Below are 23,443 nucleotides of genomic sequence, written 5' to 3' on the forward strand. Positions count from 1 at the left end.
CGAACGGCCGTGGAGCTGGTGGCGCTAACCCTGCTGCCGGAATTGTGCTGTACACAAGCCATATGCCTCAGATCTGCTAAAGGCAGCTCCGGATCAAGCGAGTGCATACGCCAAATAAGGCGCCGTCCGGCTGCCTGATGCTTTTGCCACTTCGACTGGCGGCCCCGATGCAACCAGCCGTCCGCCCTCGTCACCGGCTCCCGGACCGAGATCCATGACCCAGTCGCTTCTCGCCGCCACACGCATGTCGTGCTCGACCACGATGACGGTGTTGCCAGCTTCGACGAGCCCGTCGAGCTGAGCCACAAGCCTTTCCACATCGGCCGGATGCAATCCGGTGGTCGGCTCGTCGAGGACGTAGAGCGTATCGCCGCGCTGGATTCGCTGCAGCTCGGTCGCAAGCTTGATCCGCTGAGCCTCCCCTCCGGACAATTCGGTCGCGGGTTGGCCAAGCCGCAGATAGCCCAAACCCACCTCGCGCACGATCGTGAGGGACCGATGCAGATGCGGCTCGCCGGCGAAGAACTCCCAGGCCGCATCGACTGTCATTCCGAGCACGTCGGCGATGGACTTATCGCGATATTTGATCTTGAGCGTCTCAGCGTTGTACCGCGCCCCGTGACAGGTTGGGCAGGGTGCATAGACGCTCGGCAGGAACAGCAGCTCCACCATCACGAAGCCTTCACCTTCGCAATGGGGACAACGTCCCTTAGCGACGTTAAAGGAAAAGCGTCCCGCATCGTAGCGACGGGCCCGTGCCTGCTTGGTTGCGGCAAACAGTTTTCGGACATGATCAAAAAGGCCAGTATAGGTGGCGAGATTCGAACGCGGCGTGCGCCCGATCGGCTTCTGATCGACTCGCACCAAGCGCTTGATCCCTTTCATGCCGCTGACAATCCGGCCGCTGGCGGGAATGACCGCCGCCCGTTCGAGCTCCTCCCCCTCTTCCTCCTGCGCAGGGATGTCATGGCCGAGATGTTCCGCGACCAGTTCGACCAGGGCTTGGCTGACCAAGCTCGACTTGCCGGAGCCGGATACCCCCGTGACACTCGTGAACACGCCCAAGGGAAATGCGACATCGAGCCCATCCAGATTGTTGCGCGTGACGCCGGCGAGGCGCAGCCAGTCTTTCGGTAGGCGCGGCTCCCGAGAACGGATAGGACATTCGCCGAACAGGAAGCGCCGTGTCTGCGAGGTCTCGACCTGTCTGAGCCCTTCCGGTGGACCGCTATAGAGTACGAAGCCGCCCTGCTCGCCGGCACCCGGACCCACGTCGACGATCCAGTCGGCTTGACGGATCACGTCGAGATTGTGCTCGACCACGAACTGCGAATTCCCGGACGCCTTCAGCTGCTCGAGCGCATTCAGCAGCGCCTCCGTATCCGCTGGATGAAGCCCGGCCGACGGCTCGTCGAGCACGTAGACCACACCGAACAGGTTCGAGCGCACCTGCGTGGCGAGCCGCAGCCGTTGGAGCTCGCCGGGCGAAAGCGTCGGGGTGCTGCGTTCGATGGCGAGATAGCCTAGCCCGAGATCGAGCATGACGTCGAGCCGGGCGACGAGATCCTGCGCGATGCGCTGTGCGACCACCGCCTTTTCCGGATGCTCCGCCTCGATCTTTGCCATTCGTGAGGCCGTCCCATCCGCATAGGAGCGGAAGATGTCGGAGAGGCGGGCCAGCGGCAGACTGGAAATGTCGGCGATGTCCAGCCCCGCGAACTTGACGGCCAGGGACTCGCGGCGCAGGCGCTTGCCGTGGCACAGCGGGCATTCGGTGCTTACCATGTATTGCGCCACCCGCCGCTTCATCAGCGGGCTTTGCGTATTGGCGAAGGTGTGCAGCACGTGGCGTTTGGCGCTCGTAAACGTCCCCTGATAGGCGGGCTCTTCCTTGCGTTTGAGCGCGCGCCGAACCTCCTGCTGCGTATATCCGGGATAGACCGGAACGGTCGGCTGCTCGTCCGTGAAGAGCAGCCAGTTGCGATCCTTCTTGGGCAGATCCCGCCAGGGCCGATCGACGTCGAAGCCGAGCGTGACCGCGATGTCGCGCAGGTTCTGCCCATGCCAGGCGGTTGGCCAGGCGGCGATCGCCCGCTCGCGAATGGTCAGCGCGTCGTCAGGCACCATCGATCGTTCGGTGACCTCATAGACCCGGCCGAGGCCATGGCACCCAGGACAAGCCCCCTCCGGAGTATTGGGCGAGAACGACTCGGCATAGAGGATCGCCTGGCCGCGCGGATAGTCTCCGGCGCGGGAATAAAGCATGCGCAGCAGGTTGGACAAGGTCGTGACGCTGCCCACGGAGGAGCGCGTGGTCGGCGATCCGCGCTGCTGCTGAAGCGCGACGGCGGGCGGCAAACCGTCGATGTCGTCCACATCCGGGACGGGCATCTGATGGAACAGTCGCCTCGCATAGGGCGACACCGACTCGAGATATCGCCGTTGCGCCTCGGCATAAAGGGTTCCGAAGGCGAGCGACGACTTTCCGGAACCGGAGACGCCTGTAAACACCACGAGGGCGTCGCGAGGAATTTCGAGATCGATATTCTTGAGATTGTGCTCGCGGGCCCCGCGAACGCGGACAAACCCAGTTCCTTCCCGCACGGCCGTCGGAGATCGGAACTTGCTTTTCTCTGGCATTGCGTGGCTCGGCAAGATATCGGACCCGCGATGATCTAGGGCGATCCGACGCTCCCGCCAGAGGAATGATCTCCGACTCCGCGTAGCGGAACCGCTAAGGGCATGCTCGCCGGGAACAGGCCCTGTCGTTCGGCACTAGGACTATCTTGGAGACTGCGCTGCGCACAAGGCATATGGTCCCGAACCGGCTAACGTCAGCTTCGGGTCAAAATCGGTCCAAGTTCTGGACTTCCTAAAGTTCCGCTTTGCTCCTGGATCCAAACAATCCTGCCCATTCGTATCCGGAGATCGCAGTCGGGATCGTGGTCTTCGTCGGGTGATCTCAAGACTCGATGCGTCCTAGGCACTGCCTCAACCTCATTTGCTCCCAAGTGAAGCAAGCGCCTCCAAGGTCGATGCCAACAACATTCGCGCACCAGCGATACTGTGAGAAGGCTCAACATACTCGGCTTCATTATGGCTCAGGCCATCCCGGCAAGGCACGAAGATCATTGCAGCAGGTGCAACTCGGTTCACAAACAGTGCATCGTGAAAAGCCCCCGAAAGCATGCGCGTGGTCGTAAGCCCCTGTCTCTCAGCCGCACGGTCGAGACAGGCGAGCAACTCTTCTGGGAAGGTGGCAGGAGGCATGTCGAAGAAGCGGCGGCTCTGTGCCTCACACCTAACCGAAGCTGCCGCATCAGCACATGTCTTCTCGATTAAAGCTTCCAATGCATCGAGGGTTTCGGTGTCGGGATGCCGAAGATCCACTGTGAAGGTGACAGACGCTGGAACGGCGTTCACAGATCCCGGATCAACGGCAAACCGCCCCACTGTGAAGCGCGCGCGCTCGTCCTGCGGCATGACTGTATCGAAGAGCCGCTTCAGGGCCGCCACCGCCGCGGTCATCGGATCGCGGCGAAAGGCAAGTGCCGTTGTGCCCGCATGAGACGCTTGACCGGTGATGGTGATGTCAAGCCAGCGGGTTCCTTGAATGCCATAGACGATGCCGACCGGGATGTTCTCCCGCTCCAGGGAAGGCCCCTGCTCGATGTGCAGTTCAAGATAGCCTGCAACGGGGAAGCCCAGCGGCCGCATCTGCGCTTCTGACAACGCCTCGAGGGTTGCGTGCAGCTCTTGGGAGAAGATGTCTCCGTTGCTTGCGCGCAGATCATTCCACTCCGCCGGGATGGCCTTCAGAGAGAAGGCCATCGAACCCATACAGCCTGGGGAGAAATGGCTTCCCTCCTCGTTTGTCCAGGCAACCACCTCCAGCGGCGCCTCCGTCTCGATCCCGGCATCCTCCATGCTTTCGAGCACCTCGAAGGCGGCGAGAGTGCCGAGCGCGCCATCGAAGCGTCCGCCCGTGGGCTGGCTGTCGAGATGACTGCCGATCAGGAACGGCGGCAGATCGCCTCGTTTCCCGTCTCGCCGGACGAAGAGATTGGCGATCGGGTCCAGGAACACCTGAAAGCCTCGCGCCAAGGCCAGTTCCGCGAGAAGACGCCGCGCCTCGCGGTCTTTCACCGACAGAGCCTGCCGGTTCACGCCGCCTGCGGGGGTGGCGCCGATGGCGGCGAAATCGTCGAGGCGCTTCAGCAGCCTCTCGGCGTTGACCTGCGCTTGATGGGGCATGTGATTCTCCGCACAGTTCAAAGATAGGGCGCGTCGTGAAAGGCGATCTCCAGGCTCTGAGCCTGCCCGAAGATTTGGCTGAGCTTGGTGCGCTCTGCTTCACCGAGCGTCGCACCAGCCTCGTCGAGCCGGTCCCTCAGCCACAGGGCTTGGGCGGCAAAATCCTCATGGGCATGGAGATCAACCCATTCCTTCAGAGTCGGGTCGGTAATCGGACGGCAGGCGGCCTCTTTCGACCAGATCCAATACATCCATTCCGCTGCGAACATGGCGGCCACGATATCGAGAAACGTGCCGTCGCGGGCGATCTCAAGCATGTCTGACCGGAATGCTGCTACCTCCGGCAGGCTGACGTTGAAGCTCGCAGGGTCAATGCCACGCGCCGCGAAGGTCTTCTCGAAATAGGCAATCTGCTGATTGGCGAGTGCATCGAGGACGGCGATGAGCCAGCGTTTGTGCTCGATCCGTTCGGCCTTGGCGACCGCATAGGCAAAGATGGAGATAGCTGTATCGACGAAGGCGCCCTCATAGACGAGGTAGCGTTCGAAGACGCCCGTCGACAACCTGTCGTGCTTGATGTCTTCGACGAAGCGATGCCCGATCATGGCATCGAAGACGGCGCGGTTTTCGCGAAGTATCTGTTGCGAAAGGGATTCGGCCACGGTCTCATCCCTCCAGCGCTGGCTCGGCTGCAACACGGAATGCACGCACGCGCTCCGGATCGACCGGGTTCCACCACATGCCTTCCTGCTTGAGGGACGAGGCAACGATCACACCGTTCGTACGCTTGAGGATCTCCGCCACATTGTCTTTGTCGACACCGGATCCAACCAGAAGCGGCAGGTGCGTGGCTGAACCAATCTCTTCGATCTCCGCGACGGTAGCTGTGTTGCCTGTGCGCTGTCCAGTGGCGATAACTACGTCGGCATCGAAAAAGGCGAGATCCCGCGTCAGCTCCTGGATCGACCGATCGGCTACAATCGCGTGGCTGCCATGCTTCACGTGACTGTCGGCAAAGACCTTGATGTGCTCCGCCCGCAGCAGGGAGCGATAGCGCAACGCCTCTCCGGCGCGTCCTTCTATAAATCCCTCATTCGCCACATAGGCATTGGCCCATTGGTTCACCCGGATGAACTTCGCGCCGCCTGCCATGGCGATGGCAAATGCGGGAATGGGCGCATTGGCCAGCACGCTGATGCCGAGCGGAACGCCCGTCGCGCGCGCGACCCTGTCGGTCACGACGGCCATGAAAGCAGAGGTTTCCGGTCCGATATCCTCCGGCTTCGAGAAAGGTATGTCGCCGTGGTTCTCAATTATGAGGCCATGCATGCCTCCCTCGATCAGCATCTCGGCATCCCTCATGCAGGCATCGTAAACGCTCCCCATGGCGGCACCCTGATAGCGCGGCGATCCCGGGAATGCCGGGCAATGGATCATGCCGATGAGAACCTTGTCAGTGCCGAATATTTCTCCTATAGCGCTTGCAGCCTTGCCTGAGATGTTCTTCATTTCTTATCCCTTTTTGGAAGTGAACCCATGGACGCTTACGTCATCGGCAATGTCACCATCGACGAAACCCTCGCCGTCGACGCCATGCCGAAACCAGGCGCTTCCATTCTCGGCACCGAGCGGTCCCGCGACCTCGGCGGCAAGGGTGCTAACCAGGCAGTTGTCATGGCGCGGTGCGGATTGCGCACGCATCTCGTGGCTGGCGTGGGCGGCGACCTGCGCGGCGATCTGCTGCGCCAGCGCCTTGCGGCGGAACCAGTGACCGAGCATCTCGTTCCGATCACCGGCCGGTCGACAGACTTCTCCATCATTCTCACGACGCCCGATGGCGAGAACGCCATCGTCACCACAACCGATTGCGCCCAGAACCTGGATGTCGCGCAGGCCGTCGCTGCCCTGGACGACGCGAAGCCCGGCGATCTTGCTGTGTTGCAGGGAAACCTGACGGACGCGGTCACGCGCAGCGTTCTGGAAGCCGCCCGCTCGCGCAGGATGGTGACGGCTTTCAACCCCTCGCCTCTGCGGCCCTTCTTCGGCGATCTCTGGAGTCTCATCGATATCGCCTTTCTCAACGAGGGGGAAGCTTTTACCCTCACGGACGCCAGCGGAGAGGAGGCGGCGCGCAAGCTGCTCGCCGCCGGCGTGAAAACGGTCGTGCTCACCTTAGGCCGCGACGGCGCGATGCTGGCGACCGAGGACGGCATCATCCGCGTTCCGGCCGTTACCTGCCCGGTCGCCGATACCACCGGCGCGGGCGATACCTTCATGGCGACCGCGCTCGCATCGTCCGCTTTGCGCGGCACGGCTCTCGACCGAACAGCCATCGAGCATGCGAGCAGAGCAAGCGCCGTCACAGTGAGCCGCCCCGGAACTCAGTCGGCCTTTCCGACGGCCGAGGAGCTCGCGGCAATCCTCGACCTGTAGAGATGCATCTCACCGAGCCTCGGTGAGCCAACCGAGCAGGTTCTTCCAGAGGCGGCCATAGCCTTCCCACGCACAGAACGCGGGCGACAGCCAGTGCGGACCAATGTCCGACGTCCATGCTGCCGTGCGTCCCTGCCCGTGGGTGCCGAGAATGAGCAGTGGGTGGCCACCCTGATCGTCGGGCAGGCGTGCCAGGACCTCGACGTCCGCACGGTCGCGCAGTTCGACCTCGTTGACGCCGAGCAGCAGCGGCCAGTCGCCCTCAAGACCGGCCAGGACGGGATGATCCGGACGTACAATCGACGCCACGGCGCCTTCAGGCATTTCGACGCGGTCATCGTAGGGAAGGCACGTGACCGGCAGAGTGTCCTCTACCGGCGTGCGGCGCCAGCGAGCCTTGCCATCGATGCCCTGGAACGAGAAGTAGCCCCCCACCATGAGCAGGCCCCCGCCCTTTTCCACCCAGGCCTTGATCAGCTTCAGGCGGTTGGGAACCGTGCGCGAATGAAGCCACACGTCCGGGGGCAGCAACAGGGAGTTGGAGCCGATGTCCGACAGGATGATCGCGTCGAAGGCGTCGAGCCCCGCCATGTCATAGGGGAATTTTTCGACTGCATCGTGGGCGGTCATGTAGGTCAGCGCAAACTCGCTGCCCTCCAGGGCCTTCACCAGCGGCTCGGCACCGAGATGAAAAGTGACGCTGCCGAACTGGTCGAAGCCCTTGTAGTGGGTGGCGGAGCTGACCCAGCTTTCGCCGACGAGTAGAACTTTCTTTGTCATAGCATAACCATCGTCAAGTTGATCTGTTCGGGCAAGGACACTCAGGACGCACGGAAGACGCTGCGGGGATTGTCCTGCATCATCTGATTGAGAATGGCTTCGTTCAGCCCGTGCCGCCGCAGACGTGGCAGGAAGTGGCGGGGGATATAGGCATAGCCGTTGCCGCCATACCGGGTCAGCATCATCTTCAGGAAAACATCGTGCGACAGGAGGATCCGATCGGTGTATCCCGCCTCCACCAGTTTTACGATCGCACGCGCCGCCTCTTCATCGCTGGGGCATTGCACCTGCTGATCGGCATAGAAGAAATCCATGCCGATCATGTCGTATTCAATGAAGGCGCCACGCGCGGCGAGCTCCTGCTGGTAGGGCTGATCGTCATGGGAGGGATTCATGTGGCACAACACCGTATGCCGCAGATCGCCACCCTCCTCGGCCACCACGTCGAGGACCCGGTGCCCGAGCCTGAACCAGCCGGGTAAGTGCACCATAAGGGGCAGGCCGGTGCGCACCTGGGCCTGCGCCGCGCCCCTCAGGGACTTCTCCTCCCCCGCCGTGAAGTCGGATGAAACACCGATCTCGCCGATCAGCCCGATCTTGACGTCGCTGCCATCTACTCCTTGCGTCGCCTCGCGAACGATCTCGTCGGCGATCTGCTCAGCGGTCATGGCGGCGACCTTTTCAGGGTGCGACGAACCAAGGTAGTACCCGGCGCCCATCACGATGTTGAGCCCCGTTGCCTCAGAGATGCGGCGGAGGGCGCGCGGATCGCGGCCAATGCCCTGGCAGGTCGGCTCGACGACGGTACGCCCGCCCTCCGCCGCAAAGGCCTTGAGCTCGGCGATGGCGAGAGGTTCGTCGTCGAGCGTGATGTTGTGTTTGTTAACGAAAGGATCCTGCCTCAACTCGCCGAGGATTTCGATACAAACGAAACTCTCGGCCAGGTATTGCCGCTCCCGTGTCTTCGGTGCGTGCCACCAGCAGCGGCAGTCGTTGAGGATATGCTCGTGCATGAGCGTCATGCCGAGTTGATCGACCGCCACGGGTCCCGTGACAGTCATCACCTTGCCGGAGCGCACATGCGCGTCCGAGAGTTCCTGGCCCATCACTCACCTGGCCTTTCTGGTGACGAAGCGGAAGTTCGCCGAGAAGATGCGGGTGTTGAGCCAGATCGCCAGGAGAATGATCGCGCCGGTGACGATCTGCGTGAAGAAGGGTGAGATGTGCATCAGGATGAGTCCATTGCCGATGACCGCGATGGTCATGGTGCCCAGAACCGTGCCCAGGATCGTACCGCGCCCGCCCATCAGGGAGGTGCCGCCGAGCACCACGGCCGCTACCACCTGAAGTTCGAAGCCGACGGCGGCGTTGGACGAACCGGACCCGAGACGGGCGGCGATCAGCAATCCCGCGAGGGCCGAGGCGACGCCTGCGATCAGATAGACCGAGGCGACGATCCACTTCGCCGGCATGCCGACCCGGCGCGCCGCCTCCATGTTTGATCCGACCGCCACGACCTGGCGGCCGTATTTGGTCGTGGTGATCACCGCATAGCCGAGGAGCGCCACGCCGATGGCGATCAATGCTGGAACAGGAAAGCCGACGATCTCGCCGCGGCCAATGGTGATGAAGCCCGGCACGTTGTTGATGGGAATCGAATAGCCCTGGGTGAGATAAAGCGCCAATCCGCGCAGGATCGACAGGCCTGCAAGCGTGACAATAAAGGCGGGAATCCCCTGATAGGCCACGAACCACCCCTGGACGAAGCCGATGAGGGCGCCGAGCGCGAGCATCGCCACGACCACCAGGGGCCAGGGAACGCCCATGCTGAGAACGATGGCGGCAACGGCGTTGACGAGTGCGACAAGTGAGCCAACGGACAGGTCAATACCGCCTGTGACGATCACAAAGGTCATGGCCACGGCGACGATGAGGATCGGCGCGGCCTGACGCACGACATTGAGAATGTTGCCGACCGTCAAGAATGTGTCGGTCGTGATAGCAAATAAGGCGCAGCAAGCCAGAAAGAAGAACGCGATGGAAAGGACCTGCGCGTGTTCGACGAAGAAGTCGGCAACCGGCGAGCCCTTCTGCCGCTCCGTATAGGTGCTCATTGTCTGGTCCCCTCGCCGACAATCAGTTTCACGAGATCTTCCAGATTGGTCCTGCCGATCTCCCTCTCCGCGACCTTGGTGCCCTCGTACATGACGGCGATCCTGTCGCAAACGCGGAACAGGTCCTGCAATCGGTGGGTGATCAGCACGACCGAGACGCCGCGCGCCTTCACCCGGTTGATCAGCGCGAGCACCGCCTCCACCTCGGCCACGGCGAGCGCAGACGTGGGCTCGTCCATGATCAGGACCTTTGGGTTGAACGAGGCTGCGCGGGCGATGGCAATGGCCTGCCTCTGGCCGCCGGAGAGCTTTTCCACCTTCGCGGTCAGGCGTGGAATACGGATCTCCAGCGAATCCAGCATATGCCGCGCCTCAAGGAGCATCCGCGCCCGATCAAGGAAGGGACCCTTGGTGAGTTCGCGGCCCAGGAAGAGGTTCCCGACCACATCGATGTGATCGCACAAGCTGAGGTCCTGGAACACCATGTCGATGTGACGAGCGCGCGCATCGGCGGGACCGGAGAAGCGCACCGTCTCGCCGTCGATGGCGATCGTGCCCTCGTCCGGGATGTAGGTACCGGAGATGATCTTCGTCAGGGTCGATTTGCCGGCAGCGTTGTCGCCGACGAGCCCCAGGCACTCGCCCGTATAGAGATCGAGGTCGACGCCGCGGAGCGCCTGATGCGATCCGAACGACTTGCGGATGCCCCGGAGCGAAACCCGCGGCGGAACTGTCTGGGATCCGGTAGGCCGAGGGAGCATAGGCCCCTCGGCTCCGGTGACAGCGTGCTGGTGCTGTCGTTCGATCATCATTTGAACACGGCCCGGTAGGGTTCGACGTTTTGCTTGGTCACGATAGTGACGGGAACCGAGATGGTCGGCTCCACGGTGCCGCCACTTGAGAGCGTCTTCAGGGCAGTCACAGCGGCCGCGCCCATGCTGGCAGGATCCTGCTGGATCACCGCCGCCACATAGCCCTTGTCGATACCAGCGATAGCTTGTGCGGTGAGATCCCAGCCGAACACCCTGACGCTTTCCTGCTTGCCTTGGCTTTCCACGGCCGCGATCGCGCCCATCAGAGCAGGCTCGCCGGTGGCGTAGATCGCTGTCATGTCAGGATTGCCGGTAATCAGGTTCTCGGCGGCCGCGAGGGCATTGTCCTGAATGTTCTGACCGTCGACGACACCTGCCTTGGTGATGCCTGGGGCGCTGCTGATACTCTTCTCAAAGCCCTCTTGGCGAACATTCTGGATGAACGAGTTTAGAGCGCCGACGATTCCGACTTTCGCTTTACCGTTCATGTTCGGCGTCACGTAGTCGAGGAAGAACTTACCCAGGTCGGCGCCTGCCTTCGCGTTATCAACGCCGATCTGCGCCTTTTGCGGCCCCTTCGGCAGGATCGCGTCGATGGCGACCACCGGAATGCCCGCCTGGGCTGCTTGATTGACGGCCGGCATGATGCCATTGACGTCGATGGCGACCACCGCGAGACCATCCACCTTCTGCTGGATGTAGGTCTCGATGGCGCTGTTCTGCGCTGCGGGATCGTTGTTGGCATTGAAGATGACCAGATTGATGCCCGCGGCATCCGCTGCCTTCTTGGCACCCTCGTTCATCTGGTTGAAGAACAGGGCCTGCTGATTGATCTGCACGAGTGCAAAGGTCTTCTTCTGCTGGGCGTCGGCCTGGGTCGTGCCGATTGTGAGAGCCGCGACGGCGGTGAGGCCCAGAGCGGCGAAAGTTCTGCGTTTCATGGTCATAGTCACATCCTCTGTCTGGTTTCCATCGCAAGTTATTGTTTCGACGGCGGCGCAACGGATTTCCGCACGACGATTTCGACCGGCAGGATCTCCTCAGTTGCGTGAGGTTCCCTCTCCTGCCAATTCGTTTCGAGAAGCAGTGACAAGGCCCGCTGTCCGAGCGCCCGGACAGGCTGGCGGATCGCCGTCAGCGGCGGCGCGAACAGATGCAGAGGGCCCACATCGTCAAAGCCTATCATGGAGACATCGTCAGGCACACGAACGCCTTCCGTCTGGAACACCTCCATCAAACCGACGGCGATTTCATCGGAGGTCGCAAAGATCGCAGTTGCCCGGCACTTCTCAGCAATGAAGCGCCGGGCGGCATGACGGCCGAAGCTCGCTGTGTAGTCACCTCTATAGGCCTCGATAGTGGCGTCAGACCCGAAGGCCTTGCGCATGGCACGCTCAAACCCACTGAAGCGCCGACGGGTGCTGACCATCTCTTCTGGCCCCCCGACAAAGAGAACACTCCTGTGACGATGCTCCGCGAGATGACCTCCGGCGAAATGTCCACCCGCCTCGTTGTCGCCGAAGAGTTTCGGAGCCTTCGCGCCGGGAACGTCCTCGTCAACGACGACGACCCTGCCTGTACTGTTGATCAGGTCTGCGAGGCGCCCGTCATCGGGATGGTTCGTCAGGAAGATGAGGCCATCAATGTAATTGCGTGCGATCGACTGAAGATACGCGATCTCACGTCCGGGCCTGTTGAGCGTCGCATTCAAAGCCACTGATAATCCCCTCCGATCTGCCTCCTCTTCGACTGCCGCGACGAACATCGCGAAAAAGGGATTGGCTATATCAGGAACTACGAGGCCAATCGTTTCTGACCGGCCCAGGCTTAACCGCCGCGCATGCGGGTTGGGTTGATAGTTCAGATCTCGGATCGCGTCCTGGATGCGTTTCTTTGTTTCGGTCGGCAGATCTAGGGTCCCGTTCAGCATCCGGGAGACAGTCGCGACGGACACACCAGCCGCACCGGCAACATCCTTCAGACTTGTGACCCGGCCATTGCCCACACCAGCCTCACAGTTTTGTTAACCGGTTTACAAGCTGCGCGAAGCCGGGATCGCTGTCAACCAAAGGCTTGCTGAAAAAATCGGCACATTCCAGGAGTGCTGCACTTTGATTGGTCGGAGTGGCAGCACACGGACCCTCGAGCCTGGCGATTTGGGCGGCCCAACGATATGAAGACGCGCAACAGCAGTTGACGGTCAGCCCACGATCCCGATCATCGCGCTGTAGGCGCACGCGCAATGTTTATACCAATCACGATTGCTGCAGAGCGTTGCCTATTGGCGCGCCCGACACTGCTCGAACGGCTGGCCCGAAATTCGTAGTCTGGTGAACCGTCCAGTTCCGCTATGGGTCCAGCAGGCCGAGTGGCGCTCCCAATGCCTTCGACAAGGAAACAGACTTTCTGGCGAGCGGGCTTGGTCGTACGACTGAAGGCTGCTTGGGCCCTTCGGGACCTTGGCGCAATGACCATACTGAATGTTCTCTATAAGCCATTATAATACGGACCATTTTACGCGCCGAAGGCGTTGATCTTGGCACTTACTACGCTGCTCGAAAACGCGCGCGATTCGTGCCTCTCACTCCCGGTAACTACCTGTTATCGGGAGTGTTGCGCCAATCCGCAATTCAGGCGACATAATCAGCCTCGGCCCGTTCTAAACGGCATTGTTACTTCAGCAACGGCATTGTCACTTCAGCAATCGTTATTTGGGGTGCTTATCCCCACCGTGACATCATCAGAGCAGACCGCTCCTGCCCTGTGTCCCGCAGAGGAGCAACTATGACTACCGCCGGTCTCGAGCATGCGGAGGATCAGCAACTTCGGCGCGAAAACGAACTCGACGCCCTCGCAGGCATCGTTCCGGCGAGCCAGCGAGAAGCCCTTGCTGCACTTCTCACCGACGAGGACGTTGCCACCCTAAAACACTTGGCCGAACAAGGTATGGGAGCGAACACTTTACGGGCTCTAGCCTCCGACCTCGGCTACCTTGAGGGATAGGCGTTGGCAGCGACCGGGTGCCCTCTCCCCTGGCCTCGACCAGAAGCCCTCGCCCTCAAACTCATTGCGCATCACCTCTGGGATCCGGCTAAACGGGAACTCGAGCCAAGTCACGGCATACCCACCCCTGTCAGGAGGCAGCTGAAAGCGGTCGGCCTACTACGTACGGATCAGCCCCACGCTCCCGCATCCGTGAGACGGCGCTTGGCCAGCTGGATCACTCGCCACCGCTGGCGGGGATTGAACACCATCTTCATGACGCCAGCCTTCAAAACGGCCCTTCGTCTGGCAGTACGAGCCAGCACGCGTCCGAAGCAACGCAAGAGCGAACAAGCGATCACACGCGACGTGCTGGATAAACTCCTCGCCACGTTTGCCCGTAACTGTCTCGCTGATACCAGAGATCGCGCACTGCTCCTGACCGCATTTGCGTCTGGCGGCCGTCGGCGCTCGGAACTGGCTTCGCTCAGCGTTGGGCAAATCAAAGCATGCTCTCCAGTGCCCGCAGATCCGCAGGATCCAGACTCAACCAAGCTTCCGTGCCTGATGATTCAACTCGGCCGCACCAAGCGCGCTGACGCCGATGCCATAAACCCAGTTCTCCTGATTGGCCGTCCAACGGAGGCACTAACGGCTTGGCTCGAGCGTACGGGGATCACCGCTGGTGCGGTGTTTCGGGCGATCGATCGCTGGGGCCATGTTCGTCACAGCCCGATTACGGGCGATGGCATCAATGACGTTGTCAAACGACGCTGCCGCCAAGCAGGGCTTGATCCATCGCTGTTCGGCGCCCATGGACTGCGCTCGGGATATTTGACGCAGGCTGCACAGGATGGTGTCTCGCTTGTTGAAGCGATGCAGCAATCACAACATCGCTCGATGCAGCAAGCGGCAAATTACTACAATGAAAGCGCACACAAGCGTGGGAAAGCAGCTCGCCTGTACTAGTCTTGGTTCCAGCGCCTTGAGTGAAGTGACCACCAGCGAGGCAGGTGGCCGGGGAGTTGAGAAGCCGTGCTAGGACGGCCGCGACGACCTTTAGGCTTTCGCCCTGGACATGCGACAGCGCCTCCCCGACCACAAGGTTGGGAAGTCATCGTTGACGGCCGATACCGGCCGCCATGGGTCGGGGTTCTCACGCCCAGAGCCGAATGCGTCCGGCTCCGGAAACGAGGTAACACGGATGAGTGGTGCAGGGTCAATGGCCCGAGCGGAACGCCCCTGCACAAACTCCGGTGCATCGCGTCCCTGAACCGGCTCTTGGGCAAAGGACGAAATGAGCAGGATCGTGAGCCATCGTCCGGCCTTCGGCCGATGGGATCGGCTCCCTGTGGAAGGTACCGCCGCTTCCTCCCGTCCATCCTTGGGAGAGCTCGACGCACGGCAGGCGCTTGGTGCTGAATGGCAGGAGATCGTGAAGTCGGGCGTTCACACCTGCCTCTGATCGCAGCCGCGGGCGAGGAGCGGCGGCCGATCGATCCTGCCGCCGCCCCCACCCGGCACCCGGAGGATGGAATGCCCGGAACGCTTCGGCCCGACGGGCTCTCAGGATAGTCATATCTTTCCGGCCGTCATGCGCGCATGATGATGGATATCCGGGAGGCTGCCATGATGACGCGGATCAAGTCCTACATCTCGTTCGAGAACGAAGCGCTTGTCGTCGCCGGTCTGGCGCTCCTGTTCTGCGGAGCGGTGATCCTGGGATTCATGTGATGCTGTCCCAATCCCTCTATGCCGCAATGCTGATCGCCGTGGTTCTGGCGGTCTACATTCTGATGATCAGGACTTCCTAGCACTACTTTGGCACTTTCATCAGTGAGCCGAGGCTGAAGCGGGCCCGACAGAACGGACATCGCAGGCGCATGGCGTGTGCCAGATGATCAAGCAGCAGGCGCCGAATGGCCGGCAGGCTGGGTTGCGGCGGTGGTCCGCTGGCTTTTCTTTTTTCCCCTTTGGCTGCCCGCAGCCGCAGATGCTGCAGGAACAGATAGGCGATCAGCGTCAGCAGCGCATGCCGATGGAGACCCTGCCAAGAGCGGCCCTCGAAGTGATCGAGCCCAAGCTCCTCTTTCAACTGCTGATGCGCCTGCTCGCACACCCAGCGCGCCTTGATGAGAGACGCTAATTGCTTCAATGGCGTGTCGGGCGGCAGGTTGGACAGGTAGTACTTGCGCTCCCCCGACGAGCGATGCTCACCCACCAACCACATCTCGTCGCCTGGCAGGTGCTGGGCGGCATGCCCGCGCAACTGAACCGCCGGTCCATCAGCCACCCGCACACGCGTAGTGGCAAACCTCGCCTGCAACGGGCCTTTGGTGCCACGCCGCCAGGTGACCCGGCGCCATGACACCTTAGCCAGCATAGCCTCGGCCGAAACCGCTTCGACATCCGGAATCAGCGTCTTGCGGGGTCGTCCGCGCGTGGTGGTGGAGGCCACCATCTGCACATCGGCCGGATAAACCTTCTGAATGCGCACGGTGCCCACAGCCCAGCGCAACCCCAGAGCCGAGAGCGCCTGCCGGAAGGGTGCGCTGATGCCATAGCCGGCATCGGCCAGCACCGCCCCGAAGCTCACGCCAGCCTGCATGACACGCTGGAGCTCAGTGAGGGCGATCTGCGGCTTCGAGCACTCCGTCCAGAAAGGCTCGGGCACACCGGCGCGCTGCAGGCGCCCGGGATCCTTGATCCAGGTGTCAGGCAGGAACAGGCGCAAGGCGACTGGGATCGGCACCTCATCCTTGGCAAGCGTGAGGGAAACCAGCACCTGGCAGTTCGCCTTCTTGCCCACCACCCCGGCATACTGCGGACCAACACCCACCGAGTGGGTGCCTTTCTTCGGCAGAGCGGTGTCATCGATCACCAGGACAGCCTCAGGGCCACCCACAAGCCGATTGGCCTGCGCCAGCAGTTCAGCCTCCAGCGGAGCCTCATCCCACGGCCCCACGGACACGAAGTGATGCAGCTGGTCGTAGCCGACAGGAGCAAGCCGAGCCGCGATGGGCTGCAGGCTTTTGCGCTCACCGGGGCCAATCAGGCCTGCCACATAGAGCGGGCACATGCGCCGACGGGCTGGGTGATGCAGATGGCTGAGGAAGGGTTCGAGCCAGGACTGAAGTTCGTGCTCCCACGCAACTGAGGTGCTCATGACGACCTCCCGCGGAAAATCCTTCAGCGGAAAAACCGGTGGGGCTCCCCCGGTTCCTCATACCTGCCAAAGTAGTGCTAGAGCCTCGGACCCAAGAGCGTAGTTGCGCTTTTGGGATTCATCCGACGCCCTCTCCTAACGAGCGCGTCTTTCGACGCGAACCGGAGGCGCGCATCGGCGAAAAATCGGGTCCGCTTCGGAAGCATGATGCATGGATCCGGGCATTCGCCCGGCATCGCCCTGGATCAGGTGTCGTGCTCGCGGTCCGGCGACGGGATGTCGCCATCCCCATAGCCACGCCGGCCGTTGAGCTTCGCTCGCCCTGGGGCAGCAGGCTGGCCTCGCAGGGCCTGTGCGGCCTTCCAGAGGGCATTCAGAATGCCCTGGGCTAACCCGGTGGGATTCTTGCTCATGGTGGTGTTATAGCGCGCCTGTCAGGCTTTTTCGTGACCCACGGTTTCATGACTCATGGTTTCATGGCTCACGCTGCAGGAGCGACCGATCCAGGTTTATGTTCTCACTTTGTTCTTGACACTGTGTATCATCCGGGCTAGACCGTTGCTCATCCCAGCCCGGCGGGGGGCGCGCTCGCGAGGCGTCGCAAGAGTGGGGCGGGGAGCGGTCCTGCAGCAGGCCTCGCACGCCGGTTGGCGGGAGGCCCTTGGCAGCCCTGGGCTGGTCCAAGTCTAAACGACTAAAAGTCCCGCGTGCGAGGCATCCTGGCTCTTCCCATTCCACCATACCCATCGAGCCGGGCTGCCCAGCGCACCACCCTCGATCATCCTCATGGCTCAGGGCCCCCAAGCCCTGGGCCTACGGGTGCTGGCTCTTTGAAACAGCACGATGCCGGCAAAGCGTCATCCCCACCCCGTCATGGCCGGGCCTGTCCCGGCCATCCCGATCAGACGCGCGGTGCTTCGATCCATCGGGATCACCGGCACAAGGCCGGCGATGACGTCGGAGGGTACGAGCGATGCGCCGGTCGGGAGAAGCGAATCGCCTGGCGAGGAGGTCGGGTCAAAACGGATTGACGTAGTTCAGGATCGCCATCTGCCGCAGCACGACCTTGCGGATGACATGGCTGGCCTTGACCCGCTCGGTGAAGATCGCAGCAAGGCCGGTGCTTCCGGCCGGCAGGCGTTTCGCCGTCTCCCGGTCATCGAGCGTGATGCGGACGATGAACGGCGCCGCCTGGACCTCCGAAGGCATGACGGCAAGGCCGCCGGGCTGCGACTGCCCGGTCGCGATGGCCTGCAGCACCGTCTCGACCTTTCCGGCGAAGACCTGGCCCGGGAAGGCCTTGAACGTGATCTCCACGGGCTGCCCGACCTCGACATAGCGTGCGCTGATCTGCTGGATCTCCACCCCGAAGATGGTCTCCGAGGTGTCGATGAAGGCCATCACCGGGGATTGCCCGGTGACGCGGGCGCCCTTGCGCAGCGCGAGGTTGGTCACGTAGCCGTCGGCCGGCGCCCGCACGGTGGTCCGGTCGAGATTCCACCGGGCGCCGTCGAGCTGGGCGCGCAGTTGCGCGACTTCGGATTCGCGCTCCTGCACGTCGAAGGCCCGGCCGGTGTCCCGGCGCTGCAGCTCGGAGAACTGGCCGAGGCGCAGCTCGGCGAATTTGAGCTGCGCCTCGATGGCCTGGACCTGAGCCTGATAGGTCGTCGGATCGATCCGGAACAGGACGTCGCCTTCCTTCACCGGGGTATTCGCCGCGACGGGCACGTCGACAACCTCGCCGGCGACGGAAGGGACGATCTGCACCGAGTTGCGGATCACCGCCGCCGGCCCGGAAGGCGCTCCCCATCCCATGGGGATGAACAGGCCGACCAGAAGGACGAGCAGCACCAGGATCGGCGACAGCTTCCAGAACGTGTTGAAGGGAATGAACCGGAGCCAGACGAACAGGGCCAGCAGGGCGATGTAGGCGTTGAGCAGGACGACGATCATGGGGACGTCTCGCGGCGCGCCGGCACGTCGACATAGGCCCAGATCAGGACCAGCGGCCACAACACGAAGCCGCAGATCAGGGTGGCCCAGCTTCCGACCGCCACCGCCTCCGGCCACGGATGCCCGCGCTTTCGAGCGATGCGACCCGGCATCGTCCCGAGCGCCACAAAGACCGCCACCAGAGTTCCCACAAGGACGACAAGCACGATCCAGGCGAAGATGTCGATGACGTTCATCGTGCCCACCACCGCGTGGCTTACGTCCTGAGATCGTCGGGAACCTTGCCGCCGCTCGCCGCGAGCTTGCTCATGACCTTCTTGTGCAGCCAGACGTTCATGGATGCGGAATCGGACGTGTCGCCGGTATAGTTCAGCTCATTCGCGAGTTCCTTGCGCGCGGCGAGGCTGCTGTCGAGATCGAGCAGCTTCATCAGGTCGACGATCGACTTGCGCCAGTCGAGTTGCTGCCCTTTCCGGGCGGCGAGGTTCGTCAGCACCCCCTCGACGTCGACCTGCGCCATCGGTGCGGCCGTGCCCGCGGCCGACGCGGTCGCCGGGGCCGGGGCGGCAGCCTCCTGCGCGGGCGGTGCTGCGGCGGCTGGTGTCGGCGAAGACTCCTTCGACGACTCCTTCGCGGCCGCGGAGCCGAAGATCGCGGACTTGATCCGGCCGAAGATGCTCATCGTGTCCTCCTGTTGAACCTGCATTCCGATGGCCGCCCGGGAAGGGAAGCCGGTACCGTGCCGGGCGATGGCGCCCGTTCGATCAGGGACTTGGCGGCGAATCCCGCTACTCGGCAGGCGTCGCCGGGGTCACTCCCGTGACGAGCGCCGACGGCTCCTCGCTGAGCCAGCGATAGAGGATCCCACCCAACGCACCACCGATGAGCGGTGCGACCCAGAACAGCCAGAGCTGCGCCAGCGCCCAGCCGCCGACGAACAGGGCAGGCCCCGTGCTGCGGGCCGGGTTCACCGAGGTGTTGGTGATCGGAATGCCGACCAGGTGGATCAGCGTCAGGCCCAGGCCGATCGCGAGGGGGGCGAACCCGACCGGTGCCTTGCCGTGGGTGGCGCCCATGATGATGAACAGGAACATCATCGTCAGCACGACCTCGGCCACGAGGCCGGAGAGCAGGCTGTAGCTGCCTGGCGAATGCGCGCCATAGCCGTTGGCCGCGAAGCCCTTGGCGAGATCGAAGCCCGGCGCCCCGATGGCGATGGTGTAAAGAACCGCGGCTGCCACGATGGCACCCATCACCTGCGCCACGATGTAGGGCACGATGTCCTGCCTCGGGAAGCGCCCTCCGGCAGCCAGCCCCACTGTGACGGCCGGGTTGAGATGGCAGCCCGAGATGTGCCCGATGGCATAGGCCATGGTCACGACTGACAGGCCGAAGGCGAGCGAGACGCCGAGCAGCCCGATGCCGACCTCGGGAAAGCCCGCGGCGATCACGGCGCTGCCGCAGCCGGCGAAGGTGAGCCAGAAGGTGCCGATCCCCTCGGCGACGCATCGGTGGATGTTGTGACTGTTGTGGAGGTCCATGACCTGCTCCTGGGCGGCGGAACGGCATCCCGATGAGGCGGTCCGGTCATGAGGCATGCCCGGATGACGGCGCATCGAGATCCGGATCGTGCATGCTCGTGGATCGGTCGCGGCCGCCTGGACCGTAGTTTCCTCCCATTCCGGAACGTTGACCACTGGGGAAACACCTGAACCGGGGCGGGATGATTCCTGAGAGGTATCGCTGCGGGGAACGTCGAAGGGCGCGAAAAAAGCCGGACCGGTCAGGCATTCCCTCCCGGAATTTCGGGGAAACCGCCGATTTAGTCCCGCGCAGGCGCCTGCTAGGCTGGGGCTGCATTCTGGGCACTCCACTCCTGAATCGCCTGATCGAGATGCGAGCGGACGCTCCACTCCTTGCGACGACGGACCGATGCGACGGAGAATGGACATGGGGCGGTAGCCGAACTCGTCTGCCTGCCGGCGCTTGCCGAGACCCTTGGGGAACTCGAACGGGTCCAGCGCGACTGCAAGGCGGCGAGGAACAGGCTGATGACGATCCGGGAGAGGCTGGACGGTGTTCTCGACGACGCCTTCCGGCGCCAGTCCTTCGGTCCGCTCGAGCATCTCTTCCGCGAGGAGGAGGCCGCCCTGAAGGCATACAAGCACTCGGCCGCGAGGCTTGCCGCCGCGGAGGAGCGCTGGCTCGCTGTCCAGGCGGCATTGGCCTACGAGCGCAGGATGATGTCGGGTTCGGTCCCGCGCCACCGACTGAACTGACCTCACCCTTCTCAGGGATGAGAGCCGGGGGTGGAACGCTTCCTCAGGGCATCGTGGCTTTCGTTCAGTGTTTTCCTGATCGCCCCTCAGGTGTTCCCCCAATTCCGATTGGTGGCTGCGGCGCTAAGCTATTGTGGTGCCGAAGCCGATCCCTTCCGCAGACACGGAAGTAGCCCGGACCGCCCGCGGCAGGGAGCGCCTTCATGAAGCTGTCTACGCTGCCCGTTGCCGTCACCCTCGCGATGTCTTCCTGCCTTCCGTCACCTGCGGACGCGGCTCCTTTCCTCGGAGCAAGCCCGATTCCGCAATAAGGAGCAGATACGATGGCCAGACCTTTCAAAGGCAAGATCAGCTTCGACATCCGCGACTCCGAGGCGGACTGGGAAGCGTTCCTCGCCGGTAAGGCGCCGAAGGACGCGCCCAACGTGCTCGTCATCCTGTACGACGACACGGGTTGCGCGGCGTGGTCGCCCTATGGCGGACGCATCGAGATGCCCACGCTCGACCGGCTGGCCAGGAACGGACTGACGTACTCGCAATGGCACACCACGTCGGTCTGCTCGCCGACCCGTTCCTGCTTCCTGACCGGCCGCAACCACCACCAGAACGGCTTCGGCTCGATCTCAGAGTCCGCCGTCGGCTTCCCCGGCTACAGCGGCCACATCCCGCTGGAGAACGCCACCATCGCGACGGTGCTGCGTGACGCTGGCTGGAGCACGTTCTGGGTCGGCAAGAATCATAACGTTCCCGTCGACGCGTTCGACATGGGCTCGTCCAAGAAGCGTTGGCCCCCGGGGCCTGGGCTATGACCGCTTCTACGGCTTCATCGGCGGCGAGACGAACCAGTGGTTCCCGCAGCTCATCGAGGATAACCATTACGTCGAGCAGCCCTGCGGACCCGAGGAAGGCTACCACTTCTCGAAGGACATTGCCGACAAGGCGATCTCTTTCATCCGCGACTCCAAGCAGTCGCAGCCCGAAAAGCCGTGGTACCTGTGGTACTGCCCCGGCGCCAACCACGCCCCGCACCATGCGCCGCAGGACTACATCGACAGGTACAAGGGCAAGTTCGACGACGGTTACGAGGCCTATCGCGAATGGGTGCTGGCCCGGATGATCGAGCGCGGCATCCTGCCCGAAGGCACCGAGCTCACCCCCATCAACCCGATGACCCCGGGCACGGTCGCCGAGAGTGACCTGGTGCGTCCCTGGGACACGCTGTCGGATGACGAGAAGAGGCTCTTCTGCCGGATGGCGGAGGTCTATGCCGCCATGTCCGAGTACACCGACGTGCAGATCGGCCGGCTCATCGACTATCTCGAAGAATCCGGCCAGCTCGACAACACGCTGATCCTCTACTGCGCCGACAACGGCGCCTCCGGCGAGGGCAGCCCCAGCGGCTCGGTCAACGAGAACCTGTTCTTCAACGGCTATCCGGACGATGTCGGCCGCAACCTGGCAATGATCGACAAGCTGGGGTCGCCCGACACCTACAACCATTATCCCACCGGCTGGGCGGTCGCCTTCTCCACACCGTACCGCATGTTCAAGCGATATTCCGGCTACGCGGGGGCACCGTCGACCCGCTGATCATCCACTGGCCGAAGGGGATCAAGGCGCGGGGCGAGGTGCGCCACCAGTACCATCACTGCACCGACATCGTGCCGACGATCCTCGAATGCTGCGGGCTCAAGATGCCGGAGGTGGTGGACAGCGTGAAGCAGGCGCCGCTCCCGGGCGTGTCGATGCGCTACTCGTTCGACGCCGCCGAGGCGCCGACGACCAAGGAGACCCAATACTACGAGATGCTCGGCACGCGCGGCATCTGGCACCAGGGCTGGAAGGCGGTGACCGAGCATGGACCGGTCCCCATCGACCTCGGCCACTTCGACAAGGACCGCTGGCAGCTCTTCCACACGGACGAGGACCGCTCAGAGGCTACCGATCTCGCCGACCGTCATCCGGAGAAGGTCAAGGAACTCTCAGAGCTGTGGCTGGCGGAGGCGCAGAAATACAACGTGCTGCCGCTCAACGACCTGAGCATCCACGAATTCCACCAGCTGGAGTTCAAGGCGGAGCCTCCGGCGGGCGGCCGGTATGCCTATTATCCTGGGACGACCGAGATCCCCGAGGCCTCGGCCGCAAGGACGCTGGGCGTGTCGTTCAAGATCCTCGCGGAGGTCGAGTTCACTGGCGACTCGCAGGGCGTGATCTTCGCCCAGGGCTCGCGCTTCGGCGGCTACACGATGTTCGTGAAGGGCGGCAAGCTCTTCTTCGTCTACAACTTCCTCGGCATTCCGCCCGAGCAGCGCCTCACTTGCGCGGCGCCGCCTCTCGGCAGGCACATCGTTGGCGTCGAGTTCATCAAGGAACGCATCGGCGAAAACGGCGAGGCGCAGGGCCAGATGACGCTCTACGTCGACGAGGAGGCGGTCGCGACAGGGCCGTTCCGCACCCAGACCGGCCACTACGCCCTGTGCGGCGAGGGCCTCTGCATCGGCTACGACGGCAGCGACGCGGTCAGCAGCGAGTACAAGCCCAAGTTCCCGTTCACCGGCGGGCGGGTGGTCAAGGTCGTCTACGACGTCGCGGAGGACGTCTATGTCGACCTGGAGCGCCAGCTCGCAGCGGTGATGGCTCGGGACTGAGGAAGCTGACGGACAAAGATCG

The 23,443-nt window shown here is 63.0% G+C and carries 20 protein-coding genes and 2 pseudogenes; 6 read left to right on the forward strand and 16 right to left on the reverse strand.

Annotated elements, in window-relative coordinates; translation table 11 throughout:
- Positions 1–93 precede the first annotated feature (93 nt).
- The 4 genes from ACD578_RS11175 to ACD578_RS11190 all read right to left on the reverse strand — a co-directional run bounded on the left by ACD578_RS11175 (position 94) and on the right by ACD578_RS11190 (position 5,763).
- The gene (locus ACD578_RS11175) at positions 94–2,640 is read right to left on the reverse strand and encodes an excinuclease ABC subunit A (RefSeq protein WP_404293062.1); all 2,547 of its coding nucleotides are present in this window, start codon (positions 2,638–2,640) and stop codon (positions 94–96) included.
- A 357-nt stretch (positions 2,641–2,997) separates the two neighbouring features.
- A complete protein-coding gene (locus ACD578_RS11180) occupies positions 2,998–4,254 on the reverse strand; it encodes a Zn-dependent hydrolase (RefSeq protein WP_404293064.1) in 1,257 nt (418 codons plus the stop codon).
- Between the two features lie 17 nt (positions 4,255–4,271).
- The gene (locus ACD578_RS11185) at positions 4,272–4,859 is read right to left on the reverse strand and encodes a TenA family protein (RefSeq protein ID WP_404293794.1); all 588 of its coding nucleotides are present in this window, start codon (positions 4,857–4,859) and stop codon (positions 4,272–4,274) included.
- 61 nt (positions 4,860–4,920) lie between these two features.
- The gene (locus ACD578_RS11190) at positions 4,921–5,763 is read right to left on the reverse strand and encodes a BtpA/SgcQ family protein (RefSeq protein ID WP_404293065.1); all 843 of its coding nucleotides are present in this window, start codon (positions 5,761–5,763) and stop codon (positions 4,921–4,923) included.
- A gap of 27 nt (positions 5,764–5,790) precedes the next feature.
- Here ACD578_RS11190 and ACD578_RS11195 point away from each other — a divergent pair, with 27 nt between their 5' ends.
- Positions 5,791–6,687, forward strand: coding sequence for a ribokinase (locus tag ACD578_RS11195; RefSeq protein ID WP_404293067.1), 897 nt, complete (start codon positions 5,791–5,793; stop codon positions 6,685–6,687).
- A gap of 9 nt (positions 6,688–6,696) precedes the next feature.
- On the opposite strand, the gene ACD578_RS11200 is transcribed toward ACD578_RS11195, so the two are convergent.
- The 6 genes from ACD578_RS11200 to ACD578_RS11225 are packed head-to-tail and all read right to left on the reverse strand — an operon-like array spanning position 6,697 to position 12,398.
- Positions 6,697–7,467 (reverse strand): glutamine amidotransferase, encoded by a 771-nt coding sequence (locus ACD578_RS11200; RefSeq protein ID WP_404293069.1) that lies wholly within the window; start codon positions 7,465–7,467, stop codon positions 6,697–6,699.
- A gap of 41 nt (positions 7,468–7,508) precedes the next feature.
- Positions 7,509–8,573, reverse strand: a complete 1,065-nt coding sequence (locus ACD578_RS11205) for a phosphotriesterase (protein WP_404293071.1) — start codon at positions 8,571–8,573, stop codon at positions 7,509–7,511.
- Positions 8,574–8,576: 3 nt separating this feature from the next.
- The gene (locus ACD578_RS11210) at positions 8,577–9,581 is read right to left on the reverse strand and encodes an ABC transporter permease (RefSeq protein WP_404293073.1); all 1,005 of its coding nucleotides are present in this window, start codon (positions 9,579–9,581) and stop codon (positions 8,577–8,579) included.
- Positions 9,578–10,390 carry an ATP-binding cassette domain-containing protein gene (locus ACD578_RS11215; protein WP_404293797.1) on the reverse strand — a complete coding sequence of 271 codons (813 nt, stop codon included), beginning with the start codon at positions 10,388–10,390 and terminating at the stop codon, positions 9,578–9,580. Before ACD578_RS11215 ends, ACD578_RS11210 begins: the two co-directional genes overlap by 4 nt.
- On the reverse strand, positions 10,390–11,340 hold the full coding sequence (locus ACD578_RS11220) for a substrate-binding domain-containing protein (RefSeq protein WP_404293075.1): 951 nt from the start codon (positions 11,338–11,340) through the stop codon (positions 10,390–10,392). Before ACD578_RS11220 ends, ACD578_RS11215 begins: the two co-directional genes overlap by 1 nt.
- Before the next feature lie 32 nt (positions 11,341–11,372).
- Positions 11,373–12,398: a LacI family DNA-binding transcriptional regulator gene (locus tag ACD578_RS11225; protein WP_404293077.1), complete on the reverse strand. Its 1,026-nt coding sequence runs from the start codon at positions 12,396–12,398 to the stop codon at positions 11,373–11,375.
- 779 nt (positions 12,399–13,177) lie between these two features.
- On the opposite strand from ACD578_RS11225, the pseudogene ACD578_RS11230 reads away from it, so the two are divergent.
- Positions 13,178–14,344 (forward strand): annotated as a pseudogene (locus ACD578_RS11230) (tyrosine-type recombinase/integrase).
- Positions 14,345–15,291: 947 nt separating this feature from the next.
- Here the strand turns inward: ACD578_RS11230 and ACD578_RS11235 are convergent.
- The 6 genes and pseudogenes from ACD578_RS11235 to aqpZ all read right to left on the reverse strand — a co-directional run.
- A pseudogene (locus tag ACD578_RS11235) lies at positions 15,292–16,541 on the reverse strand (IS701 family transposase); the annotation flags it as partial.
- Positions 16,542–16,786: 245 nt separating this feature from the next.
- Positions 16,787–16,954 (reverse strand): hypothetical protein, encoded by a 168-nt coding sequence (locus ACD578_RS11240; protein ID WP_153885380.1) that lies wholly within the window; start codon positions 16,952–16,954, stop codon positions 16,787–16,789.
- 604 nt (positions 16,955–17,558) lie between these two features.
- Positions 17,559–18,494 (reverse strand): HlyD family secretion protein, encoded by a 936-nt coding sequence (locus ACD578_RS11245; protein WP_404293078.1) that lies wholly within the window; start codon positions 18,492–18,494, stop codon positions 17,559–17,561.
- Positions 18,491–18,730, reverse strand: a complete 240-nt coding sequence (locus ACD578_RS11250) for a DUF3302 domain-containing protein (RefSeq protein ID WP_404293080.1) — start codon at positions 18,728–18,730, stop codon at positions 18,491–18,493. The genes ACD578_RS11245 and ACD578_RS11250 overlap by 4 nt, the downstream gene beginning before the upstream one ends.
- Positions 18,731–18,750: 20 nt before the next feature.
- Entirely contained in the window at positions 18,751–19,176 is a 426-nt protein-coding gene (locus ACD578_RS11255) for a DUF3597 domain-containing protein (protein ID WP_404293082.1), read from the reverse strand.
- A gap of 106 nt (positions 19,177–19,282) precedes the next feature.
- Positions 19,283–20,035, reverse strand: a complete 753-nt coding sequence (aqpZ, locus tag ACD578_RS11260) for an aquaporin Z (RefSeq protein WP_404293084.1) — start codon at positions 20,033–20,035, stop codon at positions 19,283–19,285.
- 375 nt (positions 20,036–20,410) lie between these two features.
- Here aqpZ and ACD578_RS11265 point away from each other — a divergent pair, with 375 nt between their 5' ends.
- The 4 genes from ACD578_RS11265 to ACD578_RS11280 all read left to right on the forward strand — a co-directional run bounded on the left by ACD578_RS11265 (position 20,411) and on the right by ACD578_RS11280 (position 23,421).
- Positions 20,411–20,773, forward strand: coding sequence for a hypothetical protein (locus tag ACD578_RS11265; protein WP_404293086.1), 363 nt, complete (start codon positions 20,411–20,413; stop codon positions 20,771–20,773).
- Between the two features lie 323 nt (positions 20,774–21,096).
- The gene (locus ACD578_RS11270; protein WP_404293088.1) at positions 21,097–21,582 is read left to right on the forward strand and encodes a sulfatase-like hydrolase/transferase; all 486 of its coding nucleotides are present in this window, start codon (positions 21,097–21,099) and stop codon (positions 21,580–21,582) included.
- Positions 21,473–22,363 (forward strand): sulfatase-like hydrolase/transferase, encoded by an 891-nt coding sequence (locus ACD578_RS11275; protein WP_404293090.1) that lies wholly within the window; start codon positions 21,473–21,475, stop codon positions 22,361–22,363. The genes ACD578_RS11270 and ACD578_RS11275 overlap by 110 nt, the downstream gene beginning before the upstream one ends.
- A gap of 38 nt (positions 22,364–22,401) precedes the next feature.
- Positions 22,402–23,421: a hypothetical protein gene (locus tag ACD578_RS11280; protein ID WP_404293092.1), complete on the forward strand. Its 1,020-nt coding sequence runs from the start codon at positions 22,402–22,404 to the stop codon at positions 23,419–23,421.
- Positions 23,422–23,443 lie beyond the last annotated feature (22 nt).

Source organism: Microvirga sp. RSM25 (genome assembly GCF_044784385.1).
Taxonomy (GTDB): Bacteria; Pseudomonadota; Alphaproteobacteria; order Rhizobiales; family Beijerinckiaceae; genus Microvirga; species Microvirga tunisiensis.

Bases quoted from the DNA above. Each gene is read 5' to 3' on its own strand.
- ACD578_RS11175 (WP_404293062.1), bottom strand. From the start codon at position 2,640: ATGCCAGAGAAAAGCAAGTTCCGATCTCCGACGGCCGTGCGGGAAGGA.
- ACD578_RS11180 (WP_404293064.1), bottom strand. From the start codon at position 4,254: ATGCCCCATCAAGCGCAGGTCAACGCCGAGAGGCTGCTGAAGCGCCTC.
- ACD578_RS11185 (WP_404293794.1), bottom strand. From the start codon at position 4,859: ATGATCGGGCATCGCTTCGTCGAAGACATCAAGCACGACAGGTTGTCG.
- ACD578_RS11190 (WP_404293065.1), bottom strand. From the start codon at position 5,763: ATGAAGAACATCTCAGGCAAGGCTGCAAGCGCTATAGGAGAAATATTC.
- ACD578_RS11195 (WP_404293067.1), top strand. From the start codon at position 5,791: ATGGACGCTTACGTCATCGGCAATGTCACCATCGACGAAACCCTCGCC.
- ACD578_RS11200 (WP_404293069.1), bottom strand. From the start codon at position 7,467: ATGACAAAGAAAGTTCTACTCGTCGGCGAAAGCTGGGTCAGCTCCGCC.
- ACD578_RS11205 (WP_404293071.1), bottom strand. From the start codon at position 8,573: ATGGGCCAGGAACTCTCGGACGCGCATGTGCGCTCCGGCAAGGTGATG.
- ACD578_RS11210 (WP_404293073.1), bottom strand. From the start codon at position 9,581: ATGAGCACCTATACGGAGCGGCAGAAGGGCTCGCCGGTTGCCGACTTC.
- ACD578_RS11215 (WP_404293797.1), bottom strand. From the start codon at position 10,390: ATGATCGAACGACAGCACCAGCACGCTGTCACCGGAGCCGAGGGGCCT.
- ACD578_RS11220 (WP_404293075.1), bottom strand. From the start codon at position 11,340: ATGACCATGAAACGCAGAACTTTCGCCGCTCTGGGCCTCACCGCCGTC.
- ACD578_RS11240 (WP_153885380.1), bottom strand. From the start codon at position 16,954: ATGAGCAAGAATCCCACCGGGTTAGCCCAGGGCATTCTGAATGCCCTC.
- ACD578_RS11245 (WP_404293078.1), bottom strand. From the start codon at position 18,494: ATGATCGTCGTCCTGCTCAACGCCTACATCGCCCTGCTGGCCCTGTTC.
- ACD578_RS11250 (WP_404293080.1), bottom strand. From the start codon at position 18,730: ATGAACGTCATCGACATCTTCGCCTGGATCGTGCTTGTCGTCCTTGTG.
- ACD578_RS11255 (WP_404293082.1), bottom strand. From the start codon at position 19,176: ATGAGCATCTTCGGCCGGATCAAGTCCGCGATCTTCGGCTCCGCGGCC.
- aqpZ (WP_404293084.1), bottom strand. From the start codon at position 20,035: ATGGACCTCCACAACAGTCACAACATCCACCGATGCGTCGCCGAGGGG.
- ACD578_RS11270 (WP_404293088.1), top strand. From the start codon at position 21,097: ATGGCCAGACCTTTCAAAGGCAAGATCAGCTTCGACATCCGCGACTCC.